The organism is Pseudomonas sp. CVAP#3, assembly GCF_018986375.1.
Taxonomy (GTDB): Bacteria; Pseudomonadota; Gammaproteobacteria; order Pseudomonadales; family Pseudomonadaceae; genus Aquipseudomonas; species Aquipseudomonas helvetica.
This window is the reverse complement of record NZ_JAHMSC010000001.1, coordinates 296,713-320,616: the sequence shown is the minus strand read 5'-3', so window position 1 is coordinate 320,616 and position 23,904 is coordinate 296,713. Positions and strand designations below refer to the sequence as shown.

20 protein-coding genes are annotated in these 23,904 nt (G+C 60.4%); 5 read left to right on the top strand and 15 right to left on the bottom strand.

Features of this window, described 5'->3' with window-relative positions; all coding sequences use genetic code 11:
- Window positions 1–36: 36 nt before the first annotated feature.
- Window positions 37–1,392: a Fic family protein gene (locus KRR23_RS01525; protein WP_216741056.1), complete on the top strand. Its 1,356-nt coding sequence runs from the start codon at window positions 37–39 to the stop codon at window positions 1,390–1,392.
- Between the two features lie 58 nt (window positions 1,393–1,450).
- On the opposite strand, the gene KRR23_RS01520 is transcribed toward KRR23_RS01525, so the two are convergent.
- The 3 genes from KRR23_RS01520 to plsB form a co-directional block, all read right to left on the bottom strand.
- The gene (locus tag KRR23_RS01520; protein ID WP_216741055.1) at window positions 1,451–1,825 is read right to left on the bottom strand and encodes a DUF6124 family protein; all 375 of its coding nucleotides are present in this window, start codon (window positions 1,823–1,825) and stop codon (window positions 1,451–1,453) included.
- A gap of 420 nt (window positions 1,826–2,245) precedes the next feature.
- The gene (locus tag KRR23_RS01515; RefSeq protein WP_216741054.1) at window positions 2,246–2,935 is read right to left on the bottom strand and encodes a DUF4197 domain-containing protein; all 690 of its coding nucleotides are present in this window, start codon (window positions 2,933–2,935) and stop codon (window positions 2,246–2,248) included.
- 56 nt (window positions 2,936–2,991) lie between these two features.
- Complete coding sequence (gene plsB, locus KRR23_RS01510; RefSeq protein WP_216741053.1) at window positions 2,992–5,496, bottom strand: glycerol-3-phosphate 1-O-acyltransferase PlsB; 2,505 nt, start codon at window positions 5,494–5,496, stop codon at window positions 2,992–2,994.
- A 245-nt stretch (window positions 5,497–5,741) separates the two neighbouring features.
- On the opposite strand from plsB, the gene KRR23_RS01505 reads away from it, so the two are divergent.
- The gene (locus tag KRR23_RS01505; RefSeq protein WP_054595898.1) at window positions 5,742–5,951 is read left to right on the top strand and encodes a cold shock domain-containing protein; all 210 of its coding nucleotides are present in this window, start codon (window positions 5,742–5,744) and stop codon (window positions 5,949–5,951) included.
- Window positions 5,952–6,130: 179 nt separating this feature from the next.
- Here KRR23_RS01505 and KRR23_RS01500 read toward each other — a convergent pair whose 3' ends face one another.
- The 4 genes from KRR23_RS01500 to KRR23_RS01485 form a co-directional block, all read right to left on the bottom strand.
- The gene (locus KRR23_RS01500) at window positions 6,131–6,508 is read right to left on the bottom strand and encodes a hypothetical protein (protein WP_054595899.1); all 378 of its coding nucleotides are present in this window, start codon (window positions 6,506–6,508) and stop codon (window positions 6,131–6,133) included.
- A 96-nt stretch (window positions 6,509–6,604) separates the two neighbouring features.
- Window positions 6,605–7,414 (bottom strand): putative RNA methyltransferase, encoded by an 810-nt coding sequence (locus KRR23_RS01495; RefSeq protein ID WP_216741052.1) that lies wholly within the window; start codon window positions 7,412–7,414, stop codon window positions 6,605–6,607.
- Window positions 7,414–8,565, bottom strand: a complete 1,152-nt coding sequence (dapE, locus tag KRR23_RS01490) for a succinyl-diaminopimelate desuccinylase (RefSeq protein WP_216741051.1) — start codon at window positions 8,563–8,565, stop codon at window positions 7,414–7,416. The genes KRR23_RS01495 and dapE overlap by 1 nt, the downstream gene beginning before the upstream one ends.
- 199 nt (window positions 8,566–8,764) lie before the next feature.
- Window positions 8,765–11,356, bottom strand: a complete 2,592-nt coding sequence (locus KRR23_RS01485; RefSeq protein ID WP_216741050.1) for a glycosyltransferase — start codon at window positions 11,354–11,356, stop codon at window positions 8,765–8,767.
- Between the two features lie 268 nt (window positions 11,357–11,624).
- Here KRR23_RS01485 and tcdA point away from each other — a divergent pair, with 268 nt between their 5' ends.
- Window positions 11,625–12,437, top strand: coding sequence for a tRNA cyclic N6-threonylcarbamoyladenosine(37) synthase TcdA (gene tcdA, locus KRR23_RS01480; RefSeq protein WP_216741049.1), 813 nt, complete (start codon window positions 11,625–11,627; stop codon window positions 12,435–12,437).
- Between the two features lie 145 nt (window positions 12,438–12,582).
- On the opposite strand, the gene KRR23_RS01475 is transcribed toward tcdA, so the two are convergent.
- The 5 genes from KRR23_RS01475 to KRR23_RS01455 all read right to left on the bottom strand — a co-directional run bounded on the left by KRR23_RS01475 (window position 12,583) and on the right by KRR23_RS01455 (window position 16,709).
- Window positions 12,583–12,987, bottom strand: a complete 405-nt coding sequence (locus KRR23_RS01475) for a SufE family protein (RefSeq protein ID WP_216741048.1) — start codon at window positions 12,985–12,987, stop codon at window positions 12,583–12,585.
- Complete coding sequence (locus KRR23_RS01470) at window positions 12,984–14,189, bottom strand: aminotransferase class V-fold PLP-dependent enzyme (RefSeq protein WP_216741047.1); 1,206 nt, start codon at window positions 14,187–14,189, stop codon at window positions 12,984–12,986. The genes KRR23_RS01475 and KRR23_RS01470 overlap by 4 nt, the downstream gene beginning before the upstream one ends.
- A 128-nt stretch (window positions 14,190–14,317) precedes the next feature.
- Entirely contained in the window at window positions 14,318–15,352 is a 1,035-nt protein-coding gene (gene dapD / locus KRR23_RS01465) for a 2,3,4,5-tetrahydropyridine-2,6-dicarboxylate N-succinyltransferase (protein WP_216741046.1), read from the bottom strand.
- A gap of 33 nt (window positions 15,353–15,385) precedes the next feature.
- Window positions 15,386–15,748, bottom strand: a complete 363-nt coding sequence (locus KRR23_RS01460) for an ArsC family reductase (protein ID WP_216741045.1) — start codon at window positions 15,746–15,748, stop codon at window positions 15,386–15,388.
- A 448-nt stretch (window positions 15,749–16,196) separates the two neighbouring features.
- Entirely contained in the window at window positions 16,197–16,709 is a 513-nt protein-coding gene (locus tag KRR23_RS01455; protein ID WP_216741044.1) for a MarR family winged helix-turn-helix transcriptional regulator, read from the bottom strand.
- Between the two features lie 80 nt (window positions 16,710–16,789).
- Between KRR23_RS01455 and KRR23_RS01450 the strand changes: the two genes are divergently transcribed.
- Both KRR23_RS01450 and KRR23_RS01445 read left to right on the top strand, forming a co-directional pair.
- Window positions 16,790–17,725 carry an EamA family transporter gene (locus tag KRR23_RS01450; protein ID WP_145017520.1) on the top strand — a complete coding sequence of 312 codons (936 nt, stop codon included), beginning with the start codon at window positions 16,790–16,792 and terminating at the stop codon, window positions 17,723–17,725.
- Window positions 17,722–18,339 carry a nitroreductase family protein gene (locus tag KRR23_RS01445; protein ID WP_216741043.1) on the top strand — a complete coding sequence of 206 codons (618 nt, stop codon included), beginning with the start codon at window positions 17,722–17,724 and terminating at the stop codon, window positions 18,337–18,339. The genes KRR23_RS01450 and KRR23_RS01445 overlap by 4 nt, the downstream gene beginning before the upstream one ends.
- A 551-nt stretch (window positions 18,340–18,890) precedes the next feature.
- Here the strand turns inward: KRR23_RS01445 and dapC are convergent.
- From dapC to map, 3 genes are read right to left on the bottom strand one after another with little or no spacing between them, the layout of a single operon-like run.
- On the bottom strand, window positions 18,891–20,090 hold the full coding sequence (dapC, locus tag KRR23_RS01440; protein WP_216741042.1) for a succinyldiaminopimelate transaminase: 1,200 nt from the start codon (window positions 20,088–20,090) through the stop codon (window positions 18,891–18,893).
- Between the two features lie 44 nt (window positions 20,091–20,134).
- The gene (locus tag KRR23_RS01435) at window positions 20,135–22,837 is read right to left on the bottom strand and encodes a [protein-PII] uridylyltransferase (RefSeq protein WP_216741041.1); all 2,703 of its coding nucleotides are present in this window, start codon (window positions 22,835–22,837) and stop codon (window positions 20,135–20,137) included.
- 43 nt (window positions 22,838–22,880) lie between these two features.
- The gene (map, locus tag KRR23_RS01430; RefSeq protein WP_054595909.1) at window positions 22,881–23,663 is read right to left on the bottom strand and encodes a type I methionyl aminopeptidase; all 783 of its coding nucleotides are present in this window, start codon (window positions 23,661–23,663) and stop codon (window positions 22,881–22,883) included.
- Window positions 23,664–23,904: the final 241 nt, after the last annotated feature.

Below are 23,904 nucleotides of genomic sequence, written 5' to 3'. Positions count from 1 at the left end.
ACTCATAACTCAGTTTTACGAGTTTTTGAGACAGCGATGATAAAAAGCCCTCCAGCCCTAGACCCGAGTCTTTTCGACGCACTCGGCCAATCGCCTCACAAGGAAAAGCTGGTCGACTATCTGGCACTGCTCAAGCCGCTGGATGATCAGGGGCGTTACTTGCCGTTCGATGATCTGCGTTTTCGCTGGCCGCCCGGTCTTGATCCGACTTTGTGCTGGGCCTTGGTGAAAAAGGCCCGCGTGGCGCAATACGTGCGTTTGTTGCCGCTGGGCGAGCCGAGCCAATGGGGCCAGTTCGTTCTGACACCGCTGGCGCAGAAAACCCTGTCGACGGTTGATCGTCAGGCAACGACTGCCGCGCTGGAATACATGACTCATCATATTGGTGAGACGGCGCATTTCAGTTACCTGCTCAATGACCTGATCGAAGACGAAGCGATCAGCAGCAGTCAGCTTGAGGGCGCCGCGACCACCACGCTGGTGGCCAAGGACATGCTCAAGCGCAATCGCCTGCCGCGTACCCCGGACGAGCGAATGGTCATCGGCAACTACAAAATGATGATCTTCGCCTGGGAGAAGCGTCACGAGCCATTGAGTGTCGAGCTGATCCGGCAACTGCATCGTGTCGGCGTCGAAGGCATTGATGACGCGCTGTATTCGCCGGGACTTTTTCGCAGCAATGATCAGGTCGTGGTACAGGATGGTGAAGGCAATACCGTTCATACACCGCCGCCAGCCACGGGCATCAGCGCTCGGCTCGATGGATTGGCGACTTGGATCAACCAGCCCCACGACGACCCTCTACGCGTTGATTACGTGCACCCGATGATCAAGGCCATCGCCCTGCATTTTGCCCTGGGTTACGAGCATCCGTTTCGCGATGGCAATGGCCGGGTAGCGCGGGCGTTGTTTTACTGGTTCATGTTCAAGAATGACTTCTCGGCATTTCGCTACATCGCGATCAGCATTCTGCTGCGCAATGCACCGGTGAAGTACGGTCGGTCTTATGTGCATACCGAGAGTGACGGGCTGGACCTGACGTATTTCATCGATTACCAGTGTTCGGTGATTTTGCGGGCCGTGACCGGGTTCACGGCGGCTTATCAAAAGAGCCTGGTTGATGCCGAAGGTTTTGATCGCTGGCTGGAGGAATCCGGGCTTTTCGAGCAGTTGACCGAGAAGCAGCGCACGCTGTTTCAGATTGCCAAGAGCGGCAGGGCCAAGGAGTTCACCGCGGTCAATGTGAAGGAAAACCTGAACTGCTCCTACAACACGGCGGCCACGACCTTGAACGGTTTGGTTGAGTTGAAGCTGTTCGAGAAGAAAAAGATGGGCCGTGAGTGGGTGTTCTTTTTGCGCGAGTCATCACACATCAAAACAGACTGGTCGTAGGCTGCGATCTAAACATCAAAAGATCGCAGCCTGCGGCAGCTCCTACGCGGTGGTGGTGTTAAGTCTCTGGCTGATCAATGTTATCCAGCGCGCGGTTTAGCGCCAGTTCCGCCAGGGCGACCATCTGCTGAATCGCCAGTGCGCTGTTGCGCTTGGGGCCGTCGAGTTCAAACGCCAGGTCGCTGGCCATGACATTGGCCGAGGCCAGGGTTTCGCAGGCGTGGGCCAGCAGGGTTTCGCTGTCGACCTCTGGGGCGATGACGAAGATGCAGCTGGGGCGGCGGTCGGTCAGTAGTTTCTTGGTTTCAGGTAACAGCAGGTAATGATCGAGTGCCCGGTGGGCGGCGGCGTGGAGTTCTTTCGAGTCGAGGGACGCGTAGGGGGAGACGCTTTCGGCGTCGGCTTCGGGGGGATTGGGTGTGGGCTTGAACATGATGAAACTCCTAGTACGTAAGTAAGGAGCCGACACCATCGCTACCAAACGATTAGGGTGGCGGCCATACGCAGGTTGGTAGACCGGTGTACTAGGAACCCGGCGCACCCGAAGGCGCCCTGCGCACGGCCACCATTTAGCAGAGGCCAAAATATGGCTCCGCAGAAGTGACGCTTTGCGCCTAGTACCACCGGGCTACCAAACCCGATCGCTGATTTTCAGCGACCCGGAGACGATAGAGCCCAGTGCTCAAGCGCACAAGCCGGCGGATTCTGGCGTAGGTGTAGGGCGCAACGCAAGACGCTGTGGCTTGTGATGAACGCAGTCGACGTGCAATTAAACACCATGCCCCCGCAACCGTAGGGGGGGAGGTTGATCGTTCCCGTGTGGGAACGATCGAGCCGTTTCGGGGGGGCGGGGTTACAGCAAGCCGAAGACTTTCTTCGCCAGGCTGGTCGCGGCTTCCGCCGGGTTGGCGCGGATGCCTTCTTCCTTCTGGGCGATCATCTTGAACAGGCCGTCCAGGGCCTTTTCCGTCACGTAGCCTTCAACGTTGGCACTCTTGGCATCGAGCACACCGAAGGTTGCCGCCTGGCTGGCGAACGAGTTGTACTGCTTGGCCAGGCCCACCTGGTCGGTGGCTTGTTTGACGATCGGCAGGAACTTGGCGCGGATTTGTTCGCGGCTGGTCTTGTCCAGGTATTGGGTGGCCGAATCCTTGCCGCCGGTGAGGATGCCCTTGGCATCGGTCACGGTCATCTTTTTCACCGCATCCACCAGCAGGGCCTGGGCCTGCGGCATGGCCGCTTCCGCTGCCTTGTTCATGCTGGTTTCCAGTTGATCGACCTGGGCGCCCATGCCGAACTGTTTCATCTTGCTGGCGACTTTGCCCAGTTTGCCCGGCAGTTCGATCTTCACTTCAGGGTTGTTGCTGAAACCGCCCGGTTTGCCGAGCGTGGTGACGGCCGCTACGGCCCCCTGGGCCAGGGCGTCCTTGAGGCCGCCCGAGGCTTCGCCCTGGGAAAGACTGCCCAGCGACAGGGCCAGCGCGTTGGCGGAGATCAGCAGGCCGGCGCACAGGCCGGCGAAGCGAAGGGTAGAGCGGAGCATGGCAGTTTCCTTGTTCGATAAAAGCAATTAACGGACCGCGGACGGCTTTAAATCATTTAGTCGGTTTGCAGCGCAGGTGCGGGTTGATCCGCCGCATCTTCACTGCGATGCAGTGCCACCTGGCGGATCGACAAACGAATCTCCGCCGGCAGCACGCGTTTGGCCGCGCCCTCGGCCAGTTCGCCGAGCAGTTCGTGGTGGCTCAGCTTGCCGGCTTCGTCGCGCTTGAGCACGTCGAGGTTCAGCAAGGTCTGGATGAAGTGGCGGAACAGGCTCTTGTCGAAGAACTCCGGGGCATTCAAACCATGCAGGATCGACAGGCGCTGGGCCATGACCGTGCACAGGTCTTCCAGTTCTTCGGCGGTGAGGGTGTTCTGGCCGCTGTTGAGCAACAGGGAAACGGTCATGTAGAAGCGCTGCAAGGTCTGCGCGATGCTCTTGGACAGCAAGGTCAGCAACACGAAATGCCGGGAGCTTGGTGCCGGGCGCAAGTACACGTTGTTCTCGAAGCGCAGCAGGCCCTGTTCGACAAAGGCCTCAAGCCATTGATCGATCACCGCATCCAGTTCGTCCAGCGACCAGCGAATGAACAACTCCGATTGCAGGTACGGATACAGCGCGCGCGCGTAGCGCAGGATTTGTTCGCGGCTCATGCGCGAGGCGCTCTGGAAGAAGCTCGCGAGCAACGCCGGCAGGGCGAAAATGTGCAGCACGTTGTTGCGGTAGTAGGTCATCAGGACGGCGTTTTGCTCGTCCAGATAAAGAATCTTGCCCAGCGCATCGCTTTGCTCAGAGAGCAAGTCCATGTCCTTGACGTGTTCGATCAGCGCCCGGCCGTCACCTTCCGGCAGCGTGGTGTGTGGCGAGTAAGGCACTTTGCGCAGCAACGCCAGATACAAATCGAGTACCCGCGCCATGGCGCGGTCATCCAGCGCCAGACGGCTGGTGGAGAGCAGGGCCAGCGCCACCAGATTCACCGGGTTGATCGCGGCCGCTTCGTTCAAGTGCCGCGCCACGCGCTCGCCGAGGCGGTTGGTGGTTGCGTTGAGCCAGGCTGGCTTGAACTGTGGGCCAAGCTCCTGGGTGCGCCAATCCGGTTGTTCGCTGTCGAGGAACTCCGCCAGTTTGATCGGCTCGCCGAAGTTCACCGCCACCTGGCCGAAGCGCTGCTTGAGCGCGCCGATGACTTTGAAGATGTCGAAGATCGACTCTTTCTTCTTGCTCGCGCCACGCAGTTCGCCGAGGTAAGTCCGGCCTTCGAGCACCCGCTCGTAACCGATGTACACCGGGATGAAGACGATCGGCATGCGCGACGAGCGCAGGTAGCTGCGCAGGGTGATCGCCAGCATCCCGGTTTTCGGTTGCAGCATGCGCCCGGTGCGCGAACGGCCGCCCTCGACGAAGTACTCCACCGGGAAGCCTTTGGTGAACAGCGTGTGCAGGTATTCGTTGAACACCGAGGTGTAGAGCGGATTGCCCTTGAAGGTGCGGCGCATGAAGAACGCCCCGCCGCGCCGCAGCAGGCTGCCGATCACCGGCATGTTGAGGTTGATCCCGGCAGCGACGTGCGGTGGGGTCAGGCCGTTGCGAAACAGCAGGTAGGAGAGCAGCAGGTAATCGATGTGGCTGCGATGGCACGGCACGTAGATCACTTCGTGACCTTGGGCTACTTTCTGCACGCCTTCGATGTGGTTGACCTTGATCCCGTCGTAGATCTTGTTCCAGAACCAGCTCAGCACCACTTCCAGAAAACGGATCGCGGTGTAGGTGTAGTCCGAGGCAATTTCGTTGCCGTAACGCAGGGCTTGCGCCTTGGCTTTCTCGGGTGAAATGTTTTCGCGCTCGGCTTCGTCGAGGATCGCCTGTTTGACCAATGGCTGATTCAGCAGGCCTTTGACCAGGTTGCGACGGTGGGAAATGTCCGGGCCGATGACTGCGGCTTTGAGGTTGCGAAAGTGCACCCGCAAAATGCGTTGGGCCATGCGCACGGTGCGTTCATGGCCCTTGTTGTGCTCGATCAGCTCGCGCAGGTGGATCGGCGCGGAGAATTGCACGCGGGTCTTGCGCCCCAGGATCATGATGCTCAGCAGTCGGCGCAGACGTCCGGTCACCGCCCAGCTATCAGCGAAGAGCAATTTCCACGGGCTCGATTCGCTGTCCGGCGACTGGCCCCAGAACACGCTGACCGGGATGATCTGCGCGTCTTCGGCGCCATTCTGGCTCAGGGCGCTGACCAGCCGGGTCAGGGTGGGCGGTGCGCCGCGCTTGTCCTGGCGACCGAGCCAGTCGGGCTCAGGCGTCAGGTAGAAAAACGCGGCGGGCTCCAGCAGGTTACCCACTGATGTCGGCAGCACCGGACGCGGCAGTCCGGCCTTGCTGCATTCGGTATCGACCACGGCAAGATCAGTCAGCGAAGGATTTTGCAGGACGTAGAACACCGGACGACTGCGGTCGAGGTTGAGGGTGAAGGACGACTGATTGATCGTCTCCGAGCGAACCCAGAGGTACAACAGTCGGCGCAAGGCGCCAAACACCAGACGGCGGAACGGGGAGCGGGTCATACGGCTTCTGCTTTAGTTGAAAAAACCGAGCAAGCGCTCGGGGTCGGTAGTGTGCCGTATTCGTCGAAAATCGGCAAAAAAGCGCCGAAGTAATCTTGAGTTGAGAGTTTTTACGACTGTCATATACTCGGCCAGTCGTTTGCCACTATCGGCGCTGTTTCTTACAGTCAACCGAGCGCTGGCAAACGTTCTCAAGGCGTGTTCATGAGCACGCCGACCAATAATAAAAATAGGGGGATTGATTGATGGCAACGCGCGAGACCGGCAACGTGAAGTGGTTCAACGACGCCAAGGGCTACGGCTTCATTCAGCGTGAGGACGGGGCAGACGTGTTCGTGCATTACCGCGCGATCCGTGGCGAAGGCCACCGCTCGTTGGCCGAGGGCCAGCAGGTTGAATACGCCGTGGTCGATGGGCAGAAAGGCTTGCAGGCTGAGGATGTAGTCGGCCTGTAACCCACGGACTGCGAAATCACCATCATTCCCTGTGGCGAGCGGGCTTGCCCGCGTTGGGTCGCGAAGCGGCCCCAAATTCAGCAAACGCAGTGTTTCAGGAAGTACGCGTTCGCTGGTTTTACGACTGCTGCGCAGTCGAACGGGGGCAAGCCCCCTCGCCACAAGGTTGTCCAGCAGGGTTAAGCGGTTTTCCAGGTGATCTCTTCTTCACCGTCGACGCTGATCCGAATCCAGCGATCCGCCGTCTCTTCACCTTCTTCCTCGACCCAGGTCCCTGGCGCGCAGCGCACTTCGACGTTCAGCGCGGCAAAGGCGGCGCGGGCGCAGGCGATATCGTCGTCCCACGGCGTCTGGTCGCTTTCCAGGTACAGGCTGTTCCACTTGCCCACGGCTTTTGGCAGCCAGGTCACAGGCACGTTGCCGGCCTTGCACTTGTAGGTCTGACCTTTCTGAACCCAGTCGGTGCAAGGGCCCAGCGCCGCGCCGAGCCAGGTGGCGATGGCCTTGTAGTCGACGTCGGCGTCTTTCAGGTAAATCTCGATATCGGGTTGGCGCATGGATGTTCCTCACTGCGGGTTTCGAAAAATCCATTCGCGGATTTAGCCGGTCTCAAGCCATTGCTCAAGACCAAAAGTTTAAGGGTTACTCTCAAATCACTGCAAAACGAAATAATCGTAGCGCATCGACACACTGACCTCGAACGGCTCGGCCTGTTCGATGACGGCCGCCCGGCGTTCGGCACTCGCGCGCCAGCCGTGAGGCGTCATGGCCAGCAGGTTGGCGCGGTCCTGGCCGCTGACCAGGTTCAGCTTGAATTCGAGGATTTCGCTGTGTTGCAGCGTCATGCCTTCCGGCACCAGCGCCAGGTGCTTGTCATCGGTGTATTCGCGCACTTCGTCGTACAGACGCTCACGCAGTTCCATCAAATGGCCGCTGGTCGGCCCTACTTTCATCAAGCCGCCACCCGGGCTGAGCAGGCGTTTGGCTTCCAGCCAGTCGAGCGGGCTGAACACACTGGCGAGAAACTGGCAGCTGGCATCGGCCAATGGCACCCGGGCCATGCTGGCGATCAACCAGGTCAGCTGCGGATTGCGTTTGCAGGCGCGCTTGACCGCTTCGCGGGAGATATCCAGCGCGTAGCCATCGGCGTTTGGCAGGGCGTCAGCGATTTGCGCGGTGTAGTAACCCTCGCCACAACCGATGTCCAGCCAGCGCTGTGGCGCACGTTCAGCAGCCAGCTCGGCGAGACGCTTGGCCACCGGCGCGTAGTGCCCGGCGTTCAAGAAGTCGCGACGGGCTTCGACCATCGCCTGGTTGTCGCCTGGGTCACGGCTGTTCTTGTGCTGCACCGGCAGCAGGTTCAGGTAACCCTGGCGGGCGCGGTCGAAGCGATGCCCGGCCGGGCACGCGACGCCGTTGTCGACCGCGTTCAGCGGCGCGCTGCAGATAGGACAGGCAAGCATCAGGCGAGCAACTTGATCAGGGTCTGGTAGTAGATTTCGGTCAGCAGATCGAGGTCGCTGGCCAGTACACGCTCGTTCACCTGATGGATCGTCGCGTTGACCGGGCCAAGCTCGACTACTTGCGTACCCATGGTGGCGATGAAGCGCCCGTCCGAAGTACCACCGCTGGTGGACGCCTTGGTTTCGCGTCCGGTGATGGTCTTGATGCTTGCCGACACCGCATCGAGCAGGGCGCCCGGCTCGGTGAGGAACGGCAGGCCGGACAGCGCCCAGTCGATGTGCCAGTCCAGGCCATGTTTGTCGAGGATGTCGGCCACCCGCTGTTGCAGGCCTTCGACGGTCGATTCGGTGGAGAAGCGGAAGTTGAACACCGCCACCAGATCACCGGGAATGACGTTGGTCGCGCCGGTGCCGGAGTTGACGTTGGAAATCTGGAAACTGGTCGGCGGGAAGAAGTCGTTGCCGTGATCCCAGTGCTCGGCGGCCAGTTCGGCCAGGGCCGGGGCGGCGAGGTGGATCGGGTTCTTCGCCAGGTGCGGGTAGGCCACGTGACCTTGCACGCCGCGCACGGTGAGCTTGGCGCCGAGGGAACCGCGACGACCGTTCTTGACCACGTCACCGACCAGGGTGGTGCTCGACGGTTCGCCGACGATGCACCAGTCCAGACGTTCCTTACGCGCCACGAGGCGTTCGATCACAGCCTTGGTGCCGTGATGCGCCGGGCCTTCTTCGTCGCTGGTGATCAGAAACGCAACCTTGCCCTTGTGGTCCGGGTAGTCGGCGACAAAACGTTCGGCCGCCACGGTCATGGAGGCCAGGCTGCCTTTCATGTCCGCCGCGCCACGGCCGCAGAGCATGCCGTGTTCGTCGATCACGGCGTCGAACGGATCGATCTGCCAGGCCTGCACCGGACCGGTCGGCACCACGTCGGTGTGACCGGCGAAGCACAACACCGGGCCTTCGTGTTTGCCGTGGGTGGCCCAGAAGTTATCCACATCTTCGATGCGCATCGGCTCAAGCGCAAAACCGGCATCGCCCAGGCGCTGCATCATCTGCTTCTGGCAATCGGCGTCGACCGGCGTCACGGACGGACGACGGATCAGGTCGATGGCGAGTTGGAGGGTCGGCGAAAGGTCGGCGTGGGCCGTCATGGGAAGCTCCGGAGACTGTCAATGTGGGAGCGAGCTTGCTCGCGATGAACGATGACACGGTTTGTATGACAAACCCCATCGCGAGCCAGCTCGCTCTCACAGGTATTGGGTCAGGCCTTTGGGGCCAAGCCCTGCAAAATGGCAGATATCTTAAAGCAAAACGGCGGCCAGAGGCCGCCGTTTAGTGGTTTGCGCAGATTTAAGCGGCCGGTGCCGGCTCGGTTGCAGGCGTTGGTTTTGGCAGCGAAGACAGGAAGGCCATGATCAGCGCAGCCAGATACGGCAGCGACTGCACCAGCAACATGGTCACCCAGAAGCGCATGTCGTTGCTCGGGATACCCTGCACCAGGTAAATCCCCAGCGCCGCACCCCACAACAGCAGCATGATGAACAGCTCTTCGCGCGCTTCCGAAATCGCTACCCAGAAGCCGTGATTATCGGCATTTTTCGGGGTGCGGAAAAACGGAATGCTGCTGGTGAAGAAGCCGTACAGCACCGCTTTGGCGATGGTGTGCGACAACGCCAGGCCGGCCAATGCCGCGCAGAATGCGTCCTTCAGGTTGACCCCGACCGCACGGCGGTAGAGGAAGATGATCTTGCCGACCTTGAACACGAACAGCGCCAAAGGCGGGATTGCGAAGATCAGCAGCGGCGGATCGACCCGTTGCGGCACGATGATCATCGCCGCCGACCAGAGCAGGGCGCCGACGGTGAAGAAGATGTTCATGCCATCCGCGACCCACGGCAACCAGCCCGCGAGGAAGTGGTAACGCTGACCACGGGTCAGCTCGGTGTCCTTGCCACGCAACAGGCTGGCGGTGTGCCGCTTGATGATCTGAATCGCTCCGTAGGCCCAGCGGAAACGCTGCTTCTTGAAGTCGATAAAGGTATCGGGCATCAGGCCCTTGCCATAGCTGTTGTGGTAGTACGCCGCCGACAGGCCTTTTTCGAACACCCGCAGACCCAACTCGGCGTCTTCGCAGATGCACCAGTCGGCCCAGCCGAGCTCTTCGAGCACCGAACGGCGGGTCATGGTCATGGTGCCGTGCTGGATGATCGCGTCACGGTCGTTGCGGGTCACCATGCCGATGTGGAAGAAGCCTTTGTATTCCGCGTAGCAGAGCTTCTTGAAGGTGCTTTCGTTCTGGTCGCGATAATCCTGTGGCGACTGCACCACGGCGATTTTCGGATCGGCGAAGTGCGGCACCATGTGCTTGAGCCAGTTCGGGTCGACGCAGTAGTCCGAGTCGATCACCGCGATGACTTCGGCATCTTTGGCGGTGTGCGGGATCAGGTAGTTCAGCGCGCCGCCCTTGAACCCGGCCAATGGCGAGACGTGGAAGAACTTGAAGCGCGGGCCGAGGGTTTCGCAATAGGCCTGCACCGGTTCCCAGACGGCCGGGTCCTTGGTGTTGTTGTCGATGATCAGGACTTCGAAGTCCGGATAGTCGAGGTTGGCCAAGGCGTTGAGGGTCTGTTTGACCATCTCCGGCGGCTCGTTGTAGCACGGCACGTGAATCGACACTTTCGGGCGGTAGTCCGAATCACCCACCACCGGCAGGAATTCACGCCGGCGTTTGTGGGTCCAGACGGTCTCGGCCAGTTCGTGGGCTTCGGTCAGCAATACGATAAATACCCCGAGCGCACCGAGGGCGAGCAGGAAGCCCACCGTCAGGCTGAACCAGGTGCTGTATTGCTGGCTGTAGTCGTAACCGATCCACACCAGTGCCGAACCGCCGAGGAACGCGGTGAAGGTCAGGAAGGTCCGACCGCGCTGGCGCAGGGCCGAGCCGTCGATCATCAGCAGCGTCAGGGACAACAACGCCAGGACCACGGAGCCGACCGCCAGTACTCGCCATTGCGGGATCGCGACGACCGGGCCTTCGAAGTTGAATTTCTGCTGACGTGCAGCGTTGAACACGCCCCAATAGGCGCCTACCGAACCTTCGTCGCTGGCTTTCCATGGCTGGTCAAATGCTTCGATCACGAAGTAGTTGAAGCCCTGGCGGTTGAGTTTGTTCACCAGCGTACGCAGGTAAATCGCCTGGTCTGCCGGGGTTGCGTCAGCACCACCGCGCATGCGGCCATTGCTCGGCCAGCCCACTTCGGACAGCAGCAGTGGTTTTTTCGGGAAGAGTTTTTTCAGGTCGCGGGCACGGTCCAGAACAAACTGGCCGGCCTGGTCCACCGGAATGAATTCCCAGTAAGGCAGGATGTGAGCCGCGATCAGGTCGACGTGCTTGGCCAGCATCGGGTTTTCTTCCCAGACGTGCCACTGCTCGGACGTGGTCACCGGGACCTTTACCGCTGCGCGCACGCGATCGAGGATCACGCTCAATTGCTCGGCGGTGATTTCCTTACGGAAGATCGCTTCGTTACCGACCACCACGCGTACGACGCTGCGCGAGCTGTTGGCCAGCTCAATGGCGCGCTGGATCTCGCGCTCGTTGCGCTCAAGATCGGGGCTGATCCAGATCCCGAGCGTTACGCGCAGGCCGAATTCTTCCGCCAGCTTCGGGATGTCCGCAAGCGTACCGTCGACGGAGTAGGTCCGAATGTTGTCGGTCAGCTTGCTCATGATCTCCAGGTCGCGACGCATTTCATCGTCGGACGGGAACTGGTTTTTCTGTGGGAACTGGCCTTGTTGGAACGGCGAGTAAGAAAAACCGGAGATCTGCTCAGGCCAGTTGGGGGTCGTGACGGGGCGGTTGATCAGCGCCCAGAAACCGGTGAACAGCGCGGCAATCGCCAGCACTACCACCAGATTGAGTCCAAATTTACGCGATGACATAGCTATATCGGGTTCCAAAAGGTGTGGAACGAGGGGACGGTTGGCACGCGCCAATCGGCGCGCATCCTACACTGGCCTTCAACTGAGCGTACAGCAGACAGAAAAAAGCCGGACATTGGGCAAGCCATCTTCGCTTAAGTTCTTTTGTGTGACAAAAAATGTACATATGCCGGCACAAATAAAGCACGACCCGCTGCCGTTTATAGCGCAAAGATGTTCTTGGCACGCATCGGCCCTATAATGCGCGCCGGTTTTTAGGGTAGTGGTCATGAGTACAGAAGATCCGCGGTTTGCTGGCATTGCCCGCTTGTATGGCATCGATGGCCTTGCGCGTTTGCGCGCGGCCCATGTGGCGATTGTTGGCGTCGGTGGCGTCGGTTCCTGGGCGGCGGAAGCCATGGCCCGTTGCGGTGTCGGCGAAATCTCGCTGTTCGACCTTGATGACGTGTGCGTCAGCAACGCCAATCGTCAGTTGCATGCACTGGACAGCACCGTCGGCAAACCCAAGGTCGAGGTGATGGCCGAGCGCTTGCGCGGGATCAACCCGGAATGCACCGTGCACGCGGTGGCGGATTTCGTCACCCGCGAGACCATGGCCGAGTACATCACGCCAAATATCGACTGCGTGATCGACTGCATCGACAGCGTCAACGCCAAGGCTGCGCTGATCGCCTGGTGCAAACGTCGCAAGATCCAGATCATTACCACGGGCGGTGCGGGCGGGCAGATCGATCCGACGCTGATCCAGGTCTGTGACCTGAACCGTACCTTCAACGACCCGCTGGCCTCGAAAGTGCGCTCCACGTTGCGTCGCGATTATGGTTTTTCGCGCACCGTGACCCGTCACTACAGCGTGCCGTGCGTATTCTCCACCGAGCAACTGCGCTATCCGAAACCCGATGGCAGCATTTGTTTGCAGAAGAGCTTTGTCGGCGATGGCGTGAAGCTCGACTGCGCCGGCGGTTTCGGCGCGGTGATGATGGTGACCGCGACTTTTGGCATGGTCGCCGCGACCAAGGCTGTGGATAAGATTGTGGCGGGTGTGCGGCGCCCGGCGGACAAGATCAAACCAGCGCAATAATCCTGCCGTTGTGGCGAGGGAGCTTGCTCCCGCTGGGTCGCGAAGCGGCCCAAAAATCGAGCGCCGCAGGTTGTCAGGCACACCGTATTCATCGATTTACGACTGCTGCGCAGCCGAACGGGAGCAAGCTCCCTCGCCACTGGTGTCAGGTGGACAGTTCGCGCATTTGCTGTAACACGGCATTGAGGCCATTGCTGCGCGACGACGACAGTTGTCGCGATAACCCCAGTTGATTGAACCAATCCGGCAAATCCACCTGTTGCAACTCGGCGGCGGTCAAGCCGTTGACCCGCGCCAGCAGCAGTGCCACCAACCCGCGAATCAACCGTGCATCGCTGCTGGCAGCAAACTGCCAATGACCGTCTTGCAACGCGCCCACCAGCCACACCTGACTTTCGCAGCCGTGTACGCGATTGGCCTCGGTCTTGTCTGCATCGCTCAACGCCGGAAGCCGTTCGCCCCACTGCATCAGCAAACGAGCGCGTTGTTCCCAGCCCGCGGCGGCCTGAAAGGTTTCGAGTGCCGTAATGGCATCCGCCGGCAGGCTCATCGCAACAACTCCAGCGCTTGATCAAGGGCTTCAAAAAAGCGCTCAAGGTCTTCCGAATCGTTGTACAGCGCCAACGAAACCCGAATCGCCCCCGCCAGCTCGAAGCTCTTCATCAACGGCATGGCGCAATGGTGTCCGGCACGTACAGCGATGCCCTGTTCGGTGAGCAGATGCGCCAAATCGGCGTTGTGCACGCCTTCGACGACAAAACTGGCCAGTGCCAGTTGCGGTTTGCCCAGCAGGCGAATGCCATTGCGCGCCTGCAAACCCTTCAACAGGTAATCATGCAGCGCGGCTTCGTGGGCGCACACGGCATCCTGGTCCAGACCGGCGAGGTAATCGAGAGTCGCACCCAGGCCAATTACGCTGGCAATCGGCGGTGTGCCGGCTTCAAAGCCCAGCGGGGCGGGGCGGAAACGTGCGTCGTGGTAGTTGGCGTCCAGCACCATCTCGCCGCCGAACTGCCATGGGCGCAGCTGTTGCAAGGCTTCGTTGCGACCATACAACACGCCAAGACCGTCCGGGCCATAGAGTTTGTGGCTGGAAAAAACGTAAAAGTCGCAACCCAGTGCCTGCACGTCATGGCGGCCATGGACTACGCCTTGGGCGCCATCGACCACGGTCAAGGCGTTCTGCGCCTTGGCCAGCGCCAGCAACGGCGCTAACGGTTGCCAGGCGCCGAGCACGTTGGACAACTGGCTGACCGCCAGCAACCGCGTGCGTGGGCCGATCAACCGGGTGGCGGCGTCGAGATCGATCAGACCGTCTGCGTCCAGCGGCAACACCACCAGTTTTAGCTCGCGACGGTGCGCCAATTGCTGCCACGGCAACAGGTTGGCGTGGTGTTCCAGAGCGCTGATGACAACCTCATCGCCCGGATTGAAAAGGTGTTCCAGGCCGTAGGCCAGGAGGTTCAGCGCAGAGGTTGCGCCGTGGGTAAAGATGATTTGCCCGCTGTTGCCGGCATTGAGCCAGTGCGCGACTTTGCTGCGGCTGCCTTCGAATGCCTGCGTGGCGTGGGCGCCGGGCAGATGTTGCGCACGATGGACGTTGGCCGCGCCGTTGGCGTAGTAATGCGCCAGCGCGTCGAGCAGGGCTTGGGGTTTCTGGGTGGTGGCGGCGTTGTCCAGATAGGTCTGGTCTTGCCGTTGCAGAGCGGCGATGGCCGGAAAATCGGCGCGCCAGGGCGAAGGAATCATCATATGTTCGGCCCTGTGAACATGGGGCGGGTGTAGGCCAGACCCTGTGGGAGCGAGCTTGCTCGCGAAGGCGTCCTAGAGGTCGCCAAAAGCTTCGCGAGCAAACTCGCTCCCACAGGTGCCTGCGGCACTTAGTTGTGAGCGTGCAGCGCTTCGTTCAGTTCGATGGCCGATTTGTGGGTTTTGCATTCCACGGCACCGGTCTCCGAATTACGGCGGAACAACAGGTCAGGCTGGCCAGCCAGTTCGCGGGCCTTGAGCACTTTGACCAGTTTGTTGTTCTCGTCCAGCAGGGCCACTTTGGTGCCAGCGGTCACGTATAGGCCCGACTCAACGGTGTTGCGATCGCCCAATGGAATACCGATACCGGCGTTGGCGCCGATCAGGCAGCCTTCGCCAACCTTGATCACGATGTTGCCGCCGCCCGACAGGGTGCCCATGGTCGAGCAGCCGCCGCCCAGGTCAGAACCCTTGCCGACGAACACGCCCGCAGAGACGCGACCTTCGATCATGCCCGGGCCTTCGGTGCCGGCGTTGAAGTTGACGAAACCTTCGTGCATCACGGTGGTGCCTTCACCCACGTAGGCGCCCAGACGGATCCGCGCGGCGTCAGCGATACGCACGCCAGCCGGAACAACGTAATCGGTCATTTTCGGGAACTTGTCGACCGAGAACACTTCCAGCAGCTCGCCACGCAGGCGCGCTTCGAGTTGATGCTCGGCCAGTTCGTTCAGGTCGATTGCGCCCTGGCTGGTCCAGGCCACGTTCGGCAGCAACGGGAAGATCCCGGCCAGGTTCAGGCCGTGTGGCTTGACCAGGCGATGGGACAGCAGATGCAGCTTCAGGTAGGCCTCAGGGGTGGAGCTCAGTTGTGCGTCTTCAGCCAGCAGGGTGGCGACCAGCGGCTTGTGGCTTTCGGCCAGGCGGGTCAGCAGCGCCGCTTGAGCAGAATCGACACCTTTCAGGGCTTCAGCCAGTTGCGCGGCCTGGGCGGTAGTGAAAGCGATAGCCTGATTGCCTTCGGTGTAGCCCAGAATCGGCGCGATAGCGGCGACCAGCTCAGCCGATGGCTTGAGAACCGGGGCTGCATAAAACACTTCCAGCCATGCACCTTGACGGTTTTGAGTGCCGACACCAAAGGCCAGGCTGAACAGGGTAGTGGACATGTTTATACCTCTAACAAAATTGAACGGGCTGGCTTACTTGAGCGCTGCCGCGTAAATGTCTGGCTTGAAGCCAATCAGGGTTCGGTCACCGAGATCGAGCACCGGGCGCTTGATCATCGAAGGTTGTGCGAGCATCAGTTCGATAGCTTTCGCCTGGTCGAGATCGGCTTTACGTTCGTCGTCGAGTTTGCGAAAGGTCGTGCCTGCACGGTTGAGCACCACTTGCCAGCCGTGCTCGTCGCACCACTGGGTCAGGTGTTCACGGTCGATTCCGGCCGTTTTGTAATCATGAAAGTCAAAATGCACAGCGTTTTCATCGAGCCAGGTGCGCGCCTTTTTCATGGTGTCGCAGGCTTTGATGCCGAAAAGGTGCAACGTTTTGCTTGAAGCGGTCAAGGAATTGCCCCCCTTTGGAGGTGCTGGAAATAAAAGGTGAAGGATTATGCCATGACCGCGCGGGTTCGCGTCGGCCGTGGTTGGGTTTGTCCTTTTGCCGGGAGGATCATCGGTTCCGTGCGACATGGGTGCAACGGTCAGTCGTCAGTCTAAGCGACTGATATGGCACTTCAATGCTGTCGATTGCCTGGGTCCCGCGTTTTGTGCAAACCGGCTTAGCCGTCCTGTCCTGCTGATACTGGTTGGCGTTTCACGGCTGAAGCGGCGTTTGCGACCGAAGGTGCTGCGGACACAGGGCCTTAGAACCTGTTTACGATCTCGCGAGCTAGAGGATAAAAGGCAAAAACAGCCGAAGAAGCGCAGTTTACGGGCTGTAAATGAGCATTCTGAGGCTGTTTTTAACGCGGTATCGCCGACGCGCAGCAGGTCATAAACAGGTTTTCAGAAATCACTCGGCCGCCGGTTCCAAGGCCGCCAACAGCTCCGATAGCCGCTCATCCAACTGCGCCAGCTGTGCCGCCGCCATAGGCGCCAGAATCCGCGCCTCGTTGGCGACATGAGCGGTCACCGCGCGGTCGATCAGCTCCAGCCCGGCCGGGGTCAATTGCACCAGCAGGCTGCGCGCGTCACTGGGGTTGGGCGTGCGACTGACCCAGCCGGCGGCTTCCAACTGCTGCAGCTGCCGGGTCATGGTGCCGGAGGTGATCATCAAGGACGAGAACAGCGCGGTCGGCGCCAGGCAGTGGGGCGCGCCGGCGCGACGCAGGGTGGCCAGCACATCGAACTCCCAGGCGTTCAGGCCGAAAGCGCTGAAGACCTTAGCCAGTTCACGCTGCAGCAGCACCGAGCAGCGCTTGACCCGGCCAATGGTGCCCATGGGGCTGACGTCCAGATCCGGACGCTCGCGGCGCCACTGTCGAAGAATCATGTCGACCGCATCGGCCTGTCGTTCGGTTGTCATGCTCTACTCCTCAAAATTTATCTTGAACTCAAGACAAAATACTACTAACTTCCATTTTATCTTGAATGCGAGGTAAATACATGCACAAGTTAAGCACCCGCAGTTCCTGGCTGGACGTCCTGAGCACGGCGCTGGCCCCGGCCATCTGGGGCTCGACCTATATAGTCACCACCGAACTCTTGCCAGCGGATCGGCCCTTTACCGCCGCCTTGCTGCGCGCCTTGCCGGCCGGTCTGTTGCTGGTCCTGTACAGCCGGCATCTGCCCAAACGCGCCGAATGGTTGCGCCTGCTGATACTGGCGGCGCTGAATATCGGCTTCTTCCAGGCTCTGCTGTTTGTCGCCGCCTACCGCTTGCCCGGCGGCCTGGCTGCCGTGGTCGGGGCCATCCAGCCGCTGCTGGTGATGGGCCTGGTATGGACACTGGACCGCCAACGCCCGGCTTATCTGGCGGTCGGCGCCAGCGTGCTGGGGATCGTCGGGATGGCCGCGCTGCTGCTGGCGCCGGGCGCCTCCTGGGACCCGATCGGCATAACCGCGGCCTTTATCGGCACCACCTGCATGGCGGCCGGCACCTACCTGACACGGCGCTGGCAGCTGGCGATACCGTTGCTGGCCTTTACCGGCTGGCAGCTGCTGGTGGGCGGCCTGTTGCTGCTGCCGCTGGCCTGGCTGGTCGATCCGCCGCTGCCGAGCCTGAGCCTCAGCCAGTGGTTGGGTTACGCCTACCTGTCGCTGTTCGGCGCGCTGCTGGCCTATGTGCTGTGGTTTCGCGGGATTGCCCGGTTGAGGCCGGTGGCGGTGTCATCCCTGGGCTTGCTCAGCCCGCTGGTGGCCGTACTACTGGGTTGGGCGCTGCTGGGACAGAGCATCACCGGTCTGGCGCTGCTGGGGCTGATCACAGTGTTGGGCAGCATCCTGGCGGTGCAATGGGCATCGACCTCAGGCTCGCCGGCCAACCAAAAGCACACTGATTTATCCACTCTAGAAAACCCTGTGCAACGGAGAATGCTATGAACACTGCCATCAAGAACCTTATCGAGTCGCGAGTTTCCACCACCCGTTATCAGGCCGGTCGCGATCTGCCCGAGTCGGTCATCCGCGAGTTGGTGCAGCTTGCCACCCGCGCGCCCTCGGCCTACAACCTGCAGAACTGGAAATTTATCGCGGTGCGCTCGGACGCAGCCAAGGCCCGCCTGCATGCCGTGGCCTACCAGCAGCGCCAAGTGCTGGATGCCCCCGTGACCTTTATCATCTGCGGCACCCTGGCGGCCCACGAGACGCTGCCGCAGATGCTGCAGCCCTCGGTCGACGCCGGCATTCTGCCGCCCGCCACCCTCCAGGGCTGGGCGGCCATGGCCAGCGAATCGCACGCGGGCAATCCGCAGTTGCAACGCGACGAGGCGCTGCGTTCGGCCTCCCTCACCGCCATGACGCTGATGTTGGCGGCGCAAGGCATGGGCCTGGCCAGCGGGGCCATGAGCGGCTTCGATGCCGAGGGTGTGGCGCGGGAGTTCGACCTGGGGGCCAATGAACTGCCGGTCATGCTGGTTACCGCCGGCTACCCGGCCGCCGGCAACTGGCCGCAAAAAGTGCGTCGGCCTTTGCATGAGGTGCTGGCATTCGCCTAAGAGCCTTCACCATCCTGTTCGGGCTCACTCCACTGACTGAAATAGCAGGGGCTGGATGTGTTCGAACTGCTTGCGACTTACTGGATTTAAGTGTGGCCAATCTTGGCGTGGTGAAATGAGGGCACTCAATGATCGCGGGTCATTTCGGGTAAATCAGTCGAGCGAAGGCCTTGTCGGCTGTGCTGAGTTGAGTGTTTTCGGCCTGGTTTCCAGTATGTGGTGTGCTCACCGATGGATCTTTTTTTTCGGCTGGATGAGGCGTGCATTGCATTGGCCGGATTCTCGGTGATAGCTGCTTCGTAAGAGGCTTGTGTGTCGTTGGGGCCCTGGCAAGACAAGGTTTTATAGGTGGCATAAAAAACATTCGTGTTCTTATAAGTGAATAATTTAAACCGTTGTTGGTTATGCAAGTTTTCGGAATATATTTCTGCTCGCTTGACGTGCAGATTGGTCTAAGGGGTGTGCGTGAGGAAGGCGTGTTTTAAGTTGTTAGAGTTGCAGTGTATTTAAATAGGCCTACAGCGTATTGCACGGTGCAGGCCTGGTGTTTGTTAATGGCGGTTAACTATAAAGCTGCGAATGCGCTCTGCTGCTTCAACGCACTCTGCCAGCGGCGCGACCAATGCCAGGCGCACCCGGCCTGCCCCCGGATTGAAACCGTCAACCTCACGTGACAGGTAAGAGCCCGGCACCACCGTCACGTGCTCTTCGACAAACAGATCGCGGCAGAACGCGGCATCATCGCCTTCAACGTTCGGCCACAGGTAGAAACCGCCGTCCGGACGCTGTACGTCCATCACCGGGCTGAGGATTTCCAGTACTGCATCGTATTTCTCGCGGTACAGCGCACGGTTGGCCCGTACATGCACTTCGTCATTCCACGCGGCAACGCTGGCGAGTTGGGTCTGAACCGGCATGGCGCAGCCGTGGTAGGTGCGATACAGCAGGAAGCCCTTGAGAATCTCGGCATCGCCGGCGACGAAACCCGAGCGCAGGCCCGGCAGGTTGGAGCGCTTGGACAGGCTGTGGAACACCACGCAGCGTTTGAAGTCCTTGCGACCCAGTTCCACGCAGGCGCTGAGCAGGCCTGGCGGCGGGGTCTGTTCGTTGAAGTAGAGCTCGCTGTAGCACTCGTCGGCAGCGATCACGAAGTCGTGTTCGTCGGCCAGGGCGATCAGTTTCTTCAGGGTTTCGACCGGGATCAGCGCGCCCGTCGGGTTGCCCGGCGAGCACAGGAACAGGATCTGGCAGCGCTTCCAGATATCGTCCGATACGGCGTCGAAGTCCGGGTTGAAGCCGTTTTTATCCAGGCACGGCAAGTAATGTGGCTTGGCGCCAGCGAGGAACGCTGCGCCTTCATAGATCTGGTAGAACGGGTTCGGGCTGACGATCAGTGCGTCGTCGCCGCGATTGACCACGGTCTGGGTGAAGGCGAACAGCGCTTCGCGAGTGCCGTTGACCGGTAGCACGTTGCGCGCCGGATCGATCCAGCCACTCGGTACGCCAAAGCGCCGCTCGCACCAGCCGGCAATGGCTTCACGCAGGGCCGGGATGCCAAGCGTGGTCGGGTACACCGCCATCTGATCCAGATTGCTCGCCAGCGCTTCAGCGACAAAGCTTGGCGAACGGTGCTTCGGTTCGCCGATGGACAGCGCAATCGGGCGCTTGTCGGGATTTGGCGTCACCGCACCGAGCAGGGCGCGCAGTTTCTCGAACGGGTAAGGCTGGAGCTGGTTCAGAGCGTTGTTCATCGGTGCGGGGTCTCACTCAAAAGCAGTTAAATCATGGCGCGCATTCAGATGCTGATGCGCGACAGTTCGATAGAGGGTTCAGGGCTGACGCTCAGTTGTTCGACGATCGCATCCTGCAAACGGCTGCACAGTTGCGGGTCGGACAACGGGTGATTGCTCGCGTCGGTGATGAAGAACACGTCTTCGACCCGCTCGCCGAGGGTGGCAATCTTGGCATTCTGCAGCGACAGGTCGAATTCGAGAAAGATTGTTCCGATCCGTGCCAACAGACCCGGACGGTCGGGGGCGCTGAGTTCCAGCACCGTCACCTGACGCTGGGCGTCGTTGTGGATCGTCACTTGCGGTGCGAACGCAAAGTGCTTGAGCTGACGCGGCACCCGACGCTGGATGATGGTCGGGTAGTTGTCCGGGTTGCGCAGGGCCTCGGTCAGGCCGTCGCGGATCTGCTTGACCCGCGCCGGGTTGTCGCCAATCGAGTCGCCATCGGTGTCGAGCACGATATAGGTGTCGAGGGTGAACTGGCTGGTCGAGGTGATCACCCGGGCGTCGTGAATGTTCAGGTTGAGCTGGTCCATCGCCGCCACGGTCACGGCGAAGAAGTCGTGCTGGTCCGGCGCATAGATGAAGATCTGCGTGCCGCCCTCGAACTCGCGCTGGGTGGTTTCCTTGATCAGTACCAGCGGCCCGCCATCGGCTGGCTGCTGGAGGATGGCCTCAGTGTGCCAAGCCACGTCGCCAGCGGTGTGACGCAGGAAGTAGTCGTCGCCCAGTTGCGACCAGAGCTGTTCGACATCATCCGGGTCAGTGCCGCCGCGTACCAGAATATCCAGGGCGGCGCGTTGGGTCTGGCGGATCTGTTCTTCGCGATCGACCGGGTTTTCCAGGCCACGGCGCAAGGCCCGCTTGGTTTCGGTGTAGAGCTGGCGCAGCAAACTGGCGCGCCAGGAGTTCCACAGCGTCGGGTTGGTGGCGTTGATGTCCGAAACGGTCAGCACGTACAGGTAATCGAGGCGGGTTTCGTCGCCGACGATCTGCGCGAAGTCGTGGATCACTTGCGGGTCGGACAGGTCTTTGCGCTGGGCGGTGGTCGACATCACCAGGTGGTTTTGCACCAGCCAGACAATCAGTCGGCTGTCCCACAGGGGCAGTTGATGGCGTTGGCAAAACGCTTCGGCGTCGACCGCACCGATATCCGAGTGATCGCCATGCCGGCCCTTGCCAATGTCATGGTACAACCCGGCAAGGTAGATCAGCTCTGGCTTGGGCAGCTTGCCCATGAGCTTGCTGGCCAGCGGGAATTTCTCGGACACCTGGGTGTACTGCAGCTTACGCAGGTGTTTGATCAGGTTCAGGGTGTGGGCGTCGACCGTATAAATATGGAACAGGTCGTGCTGCATCTGCCCGACGATAAAACCGAACTCCGGCAGGTAGCGCCCGAGAATGCCGTAACGGTTCATCCGTCGCAGGTTGCGGTGGATGCCGATCTTGCACTTGAACAGTTCGATGAACAGGCTGGTATTGCGAATGTCATTGCGAAAATCGTCATCGATCAGGTATCGGTGTTCTCGCAGCAGACGAATGGTGTCAGCCCGCACACCTTTGATTTCCGGCTGTTGAGCCATCAGCACGAAAATTTCCAGCATGGCAAACGGTGTGCGTCTGAACACGTTGGTGTTGATCGCCTCGATGTAGCCGTCATGCAGCTGGAAGCGCGAGTTGATCGGTTGCGGCGGCGCTTCATCTTCCGGCGCGAGGATGACTTCCTCGAAATGCTGGATGATCAGGTCGCTGAGCTGGGCAATGCTCATCACCACCCGGTAGTACTGCTGCATGAAGTTTTCGATGGCGTGCTTGGCGTCATCGCCTTCAAAGCCCAGCAGCCCGGCGATCGAGCGCTGGTGATCGAACAGCAAGCGGTCTTCGGCGCGGCCAGCGAGCATGTGCAGGGCGTAGCGAACCTTCCACAAAAACTCCTGGGACGAGGCCAACAGGGCGTTTTCGCTTTCGACCAGGAAGCCTTCGCCCGCCAGTGCGCGCAGGTTGAGTGTGCCGTATTGGCGGCGTGCCACCCACAGAATCGTCTGAATATCCCGTAGGCCGCCAGGCGAGCCTTTGACGTTGGGTTCCAGGTTGTATTCGGTGTCGTTGTATTTGTGGTGACGAGCCTTCTGTTCAGCACGTTTGGCCAGGAAAAAATCCTTGGCCGGCCACATGTGCTCAGTGCTGGTGACATCGAGCATGCGCTGGCGCAAGTGCTCGGGGCCGGCAATGGTGCGGCTCTCCATCAGGTTGGTGATGATGGTCAGGTCGGCGCGGGCTTGTTCGGCACATTCGTCCACCGAGCGTACGCTCTGGCCAACTTCCAGGCCGATGTCCCATAGCAGCGTCAGAAAACGCTCGATGGAGTCGCGGAAAACTTCGTGATCGGCGTTGTCCAGCAGGATCAGCAAATCGATGTCGGAGTAGGGGTGCAGTTCGCCGCGACCGTAGCCGCCGACCGCGACCAGCGCGATGTCGGCGTCTTCACTCCAATTGAACTGCTCCCAGGCCTGTTGCAGGATGTTGTCGACGAACCAGGCGCGATCTTCTATCAGCCGGCGAATATCCCGTCCGCTGCGAAATCGCGCGTCGAGCACCTCTTGTGCCTGGCGGATGGCCTTCTTGAAGGCCGCGATCGGGCTTGCCTTCAGGGCCAGTTCGGCCTGGAACTGGCCGCGGTCGAAGAGTTCGGGATCCACCTGCGGCATCGATTGGCTTTCCTTCTATAGGCTGGGTGCGGAACTTGTCGGATCAGGCCGAAACGCGAGGGATGGTGTCATCGCTGCGCAAGGTGAAGATCTCGTAGCCGGTTTCGGTCACCAGCAGGGTGTGTTCCCACTGGGCCGACAGCTTGCGATCCTTGGTGATCGCGGTCCAGCCATCGCCGAGTACCTTGGTGTCGGCACGGCCCTGATTGATCATCGGCTCGATGGTGAAGGTCATGCCGGCTTTCAGTTCCATGCCGGTACCGGCGCGGCCGTAATGCAGGATTTGCGGTTCTTCGTGGAACACCTTGCCGATGCCGTGGCCGCAGAACTCGCGAACCACCGAGAAGCCATTCTTTTCAGCGTGCTTCTGGATGACTTCGCCGATATCGCCGAGGCGGCAGCCGGGCTTGACCAGTTCGATGGCCTTGTACATGCATTCCTGGGTAACTTGCGACAGGCGCTCGGCCCAGACTGGCACGGTGCCGACGTGGAACATGCGGCTGGTGTCGCCGTGATAGCCATCTTTGATCACGGTGACGTCGATGTTCAGCGTGTCGCCGTCTTTAAGCGGCTTCTCGTTCGGGATGCCGTGGCAGACCACGTGGTTGATCGAGGTGCAGATCGACTTCGGAAAGCCTTTATAGTTGAGCGGGGCAGGGATGGCCTTCTGCTCGTTGACGATGTAGTCGTGGCAGATGCGGTCTAGCTCTTCGGTCGTGACACCGGGCTTGACGTATTCGGCAATCATTTCCAGCACATCGGCGGCAAGCTTGCCGGCGATCCGCATTTTTGCGATGTCCTCTGGGGTTTTGAGGGTGACGGTCATACAGGTTCTCTCTACGCTCAGTGGCGCTTTCTATACGGAATGGGCTCTGCGTGATGCTGCTCGCAGCCCTGAAAAACACGATTCTAACAGACGATCACGGCAAATCTGCGCCTCTGTGCATCGCTTCTCTCTATAGAATGGCGCATTCTGGGGGGATTCCAAGGGCCGAAGCAAAAGCACTTATCGGGTTTTAAGAATCCGGGTTTCGTTTTCGTCCTCCTTGTGATATAAAATGCGCCGC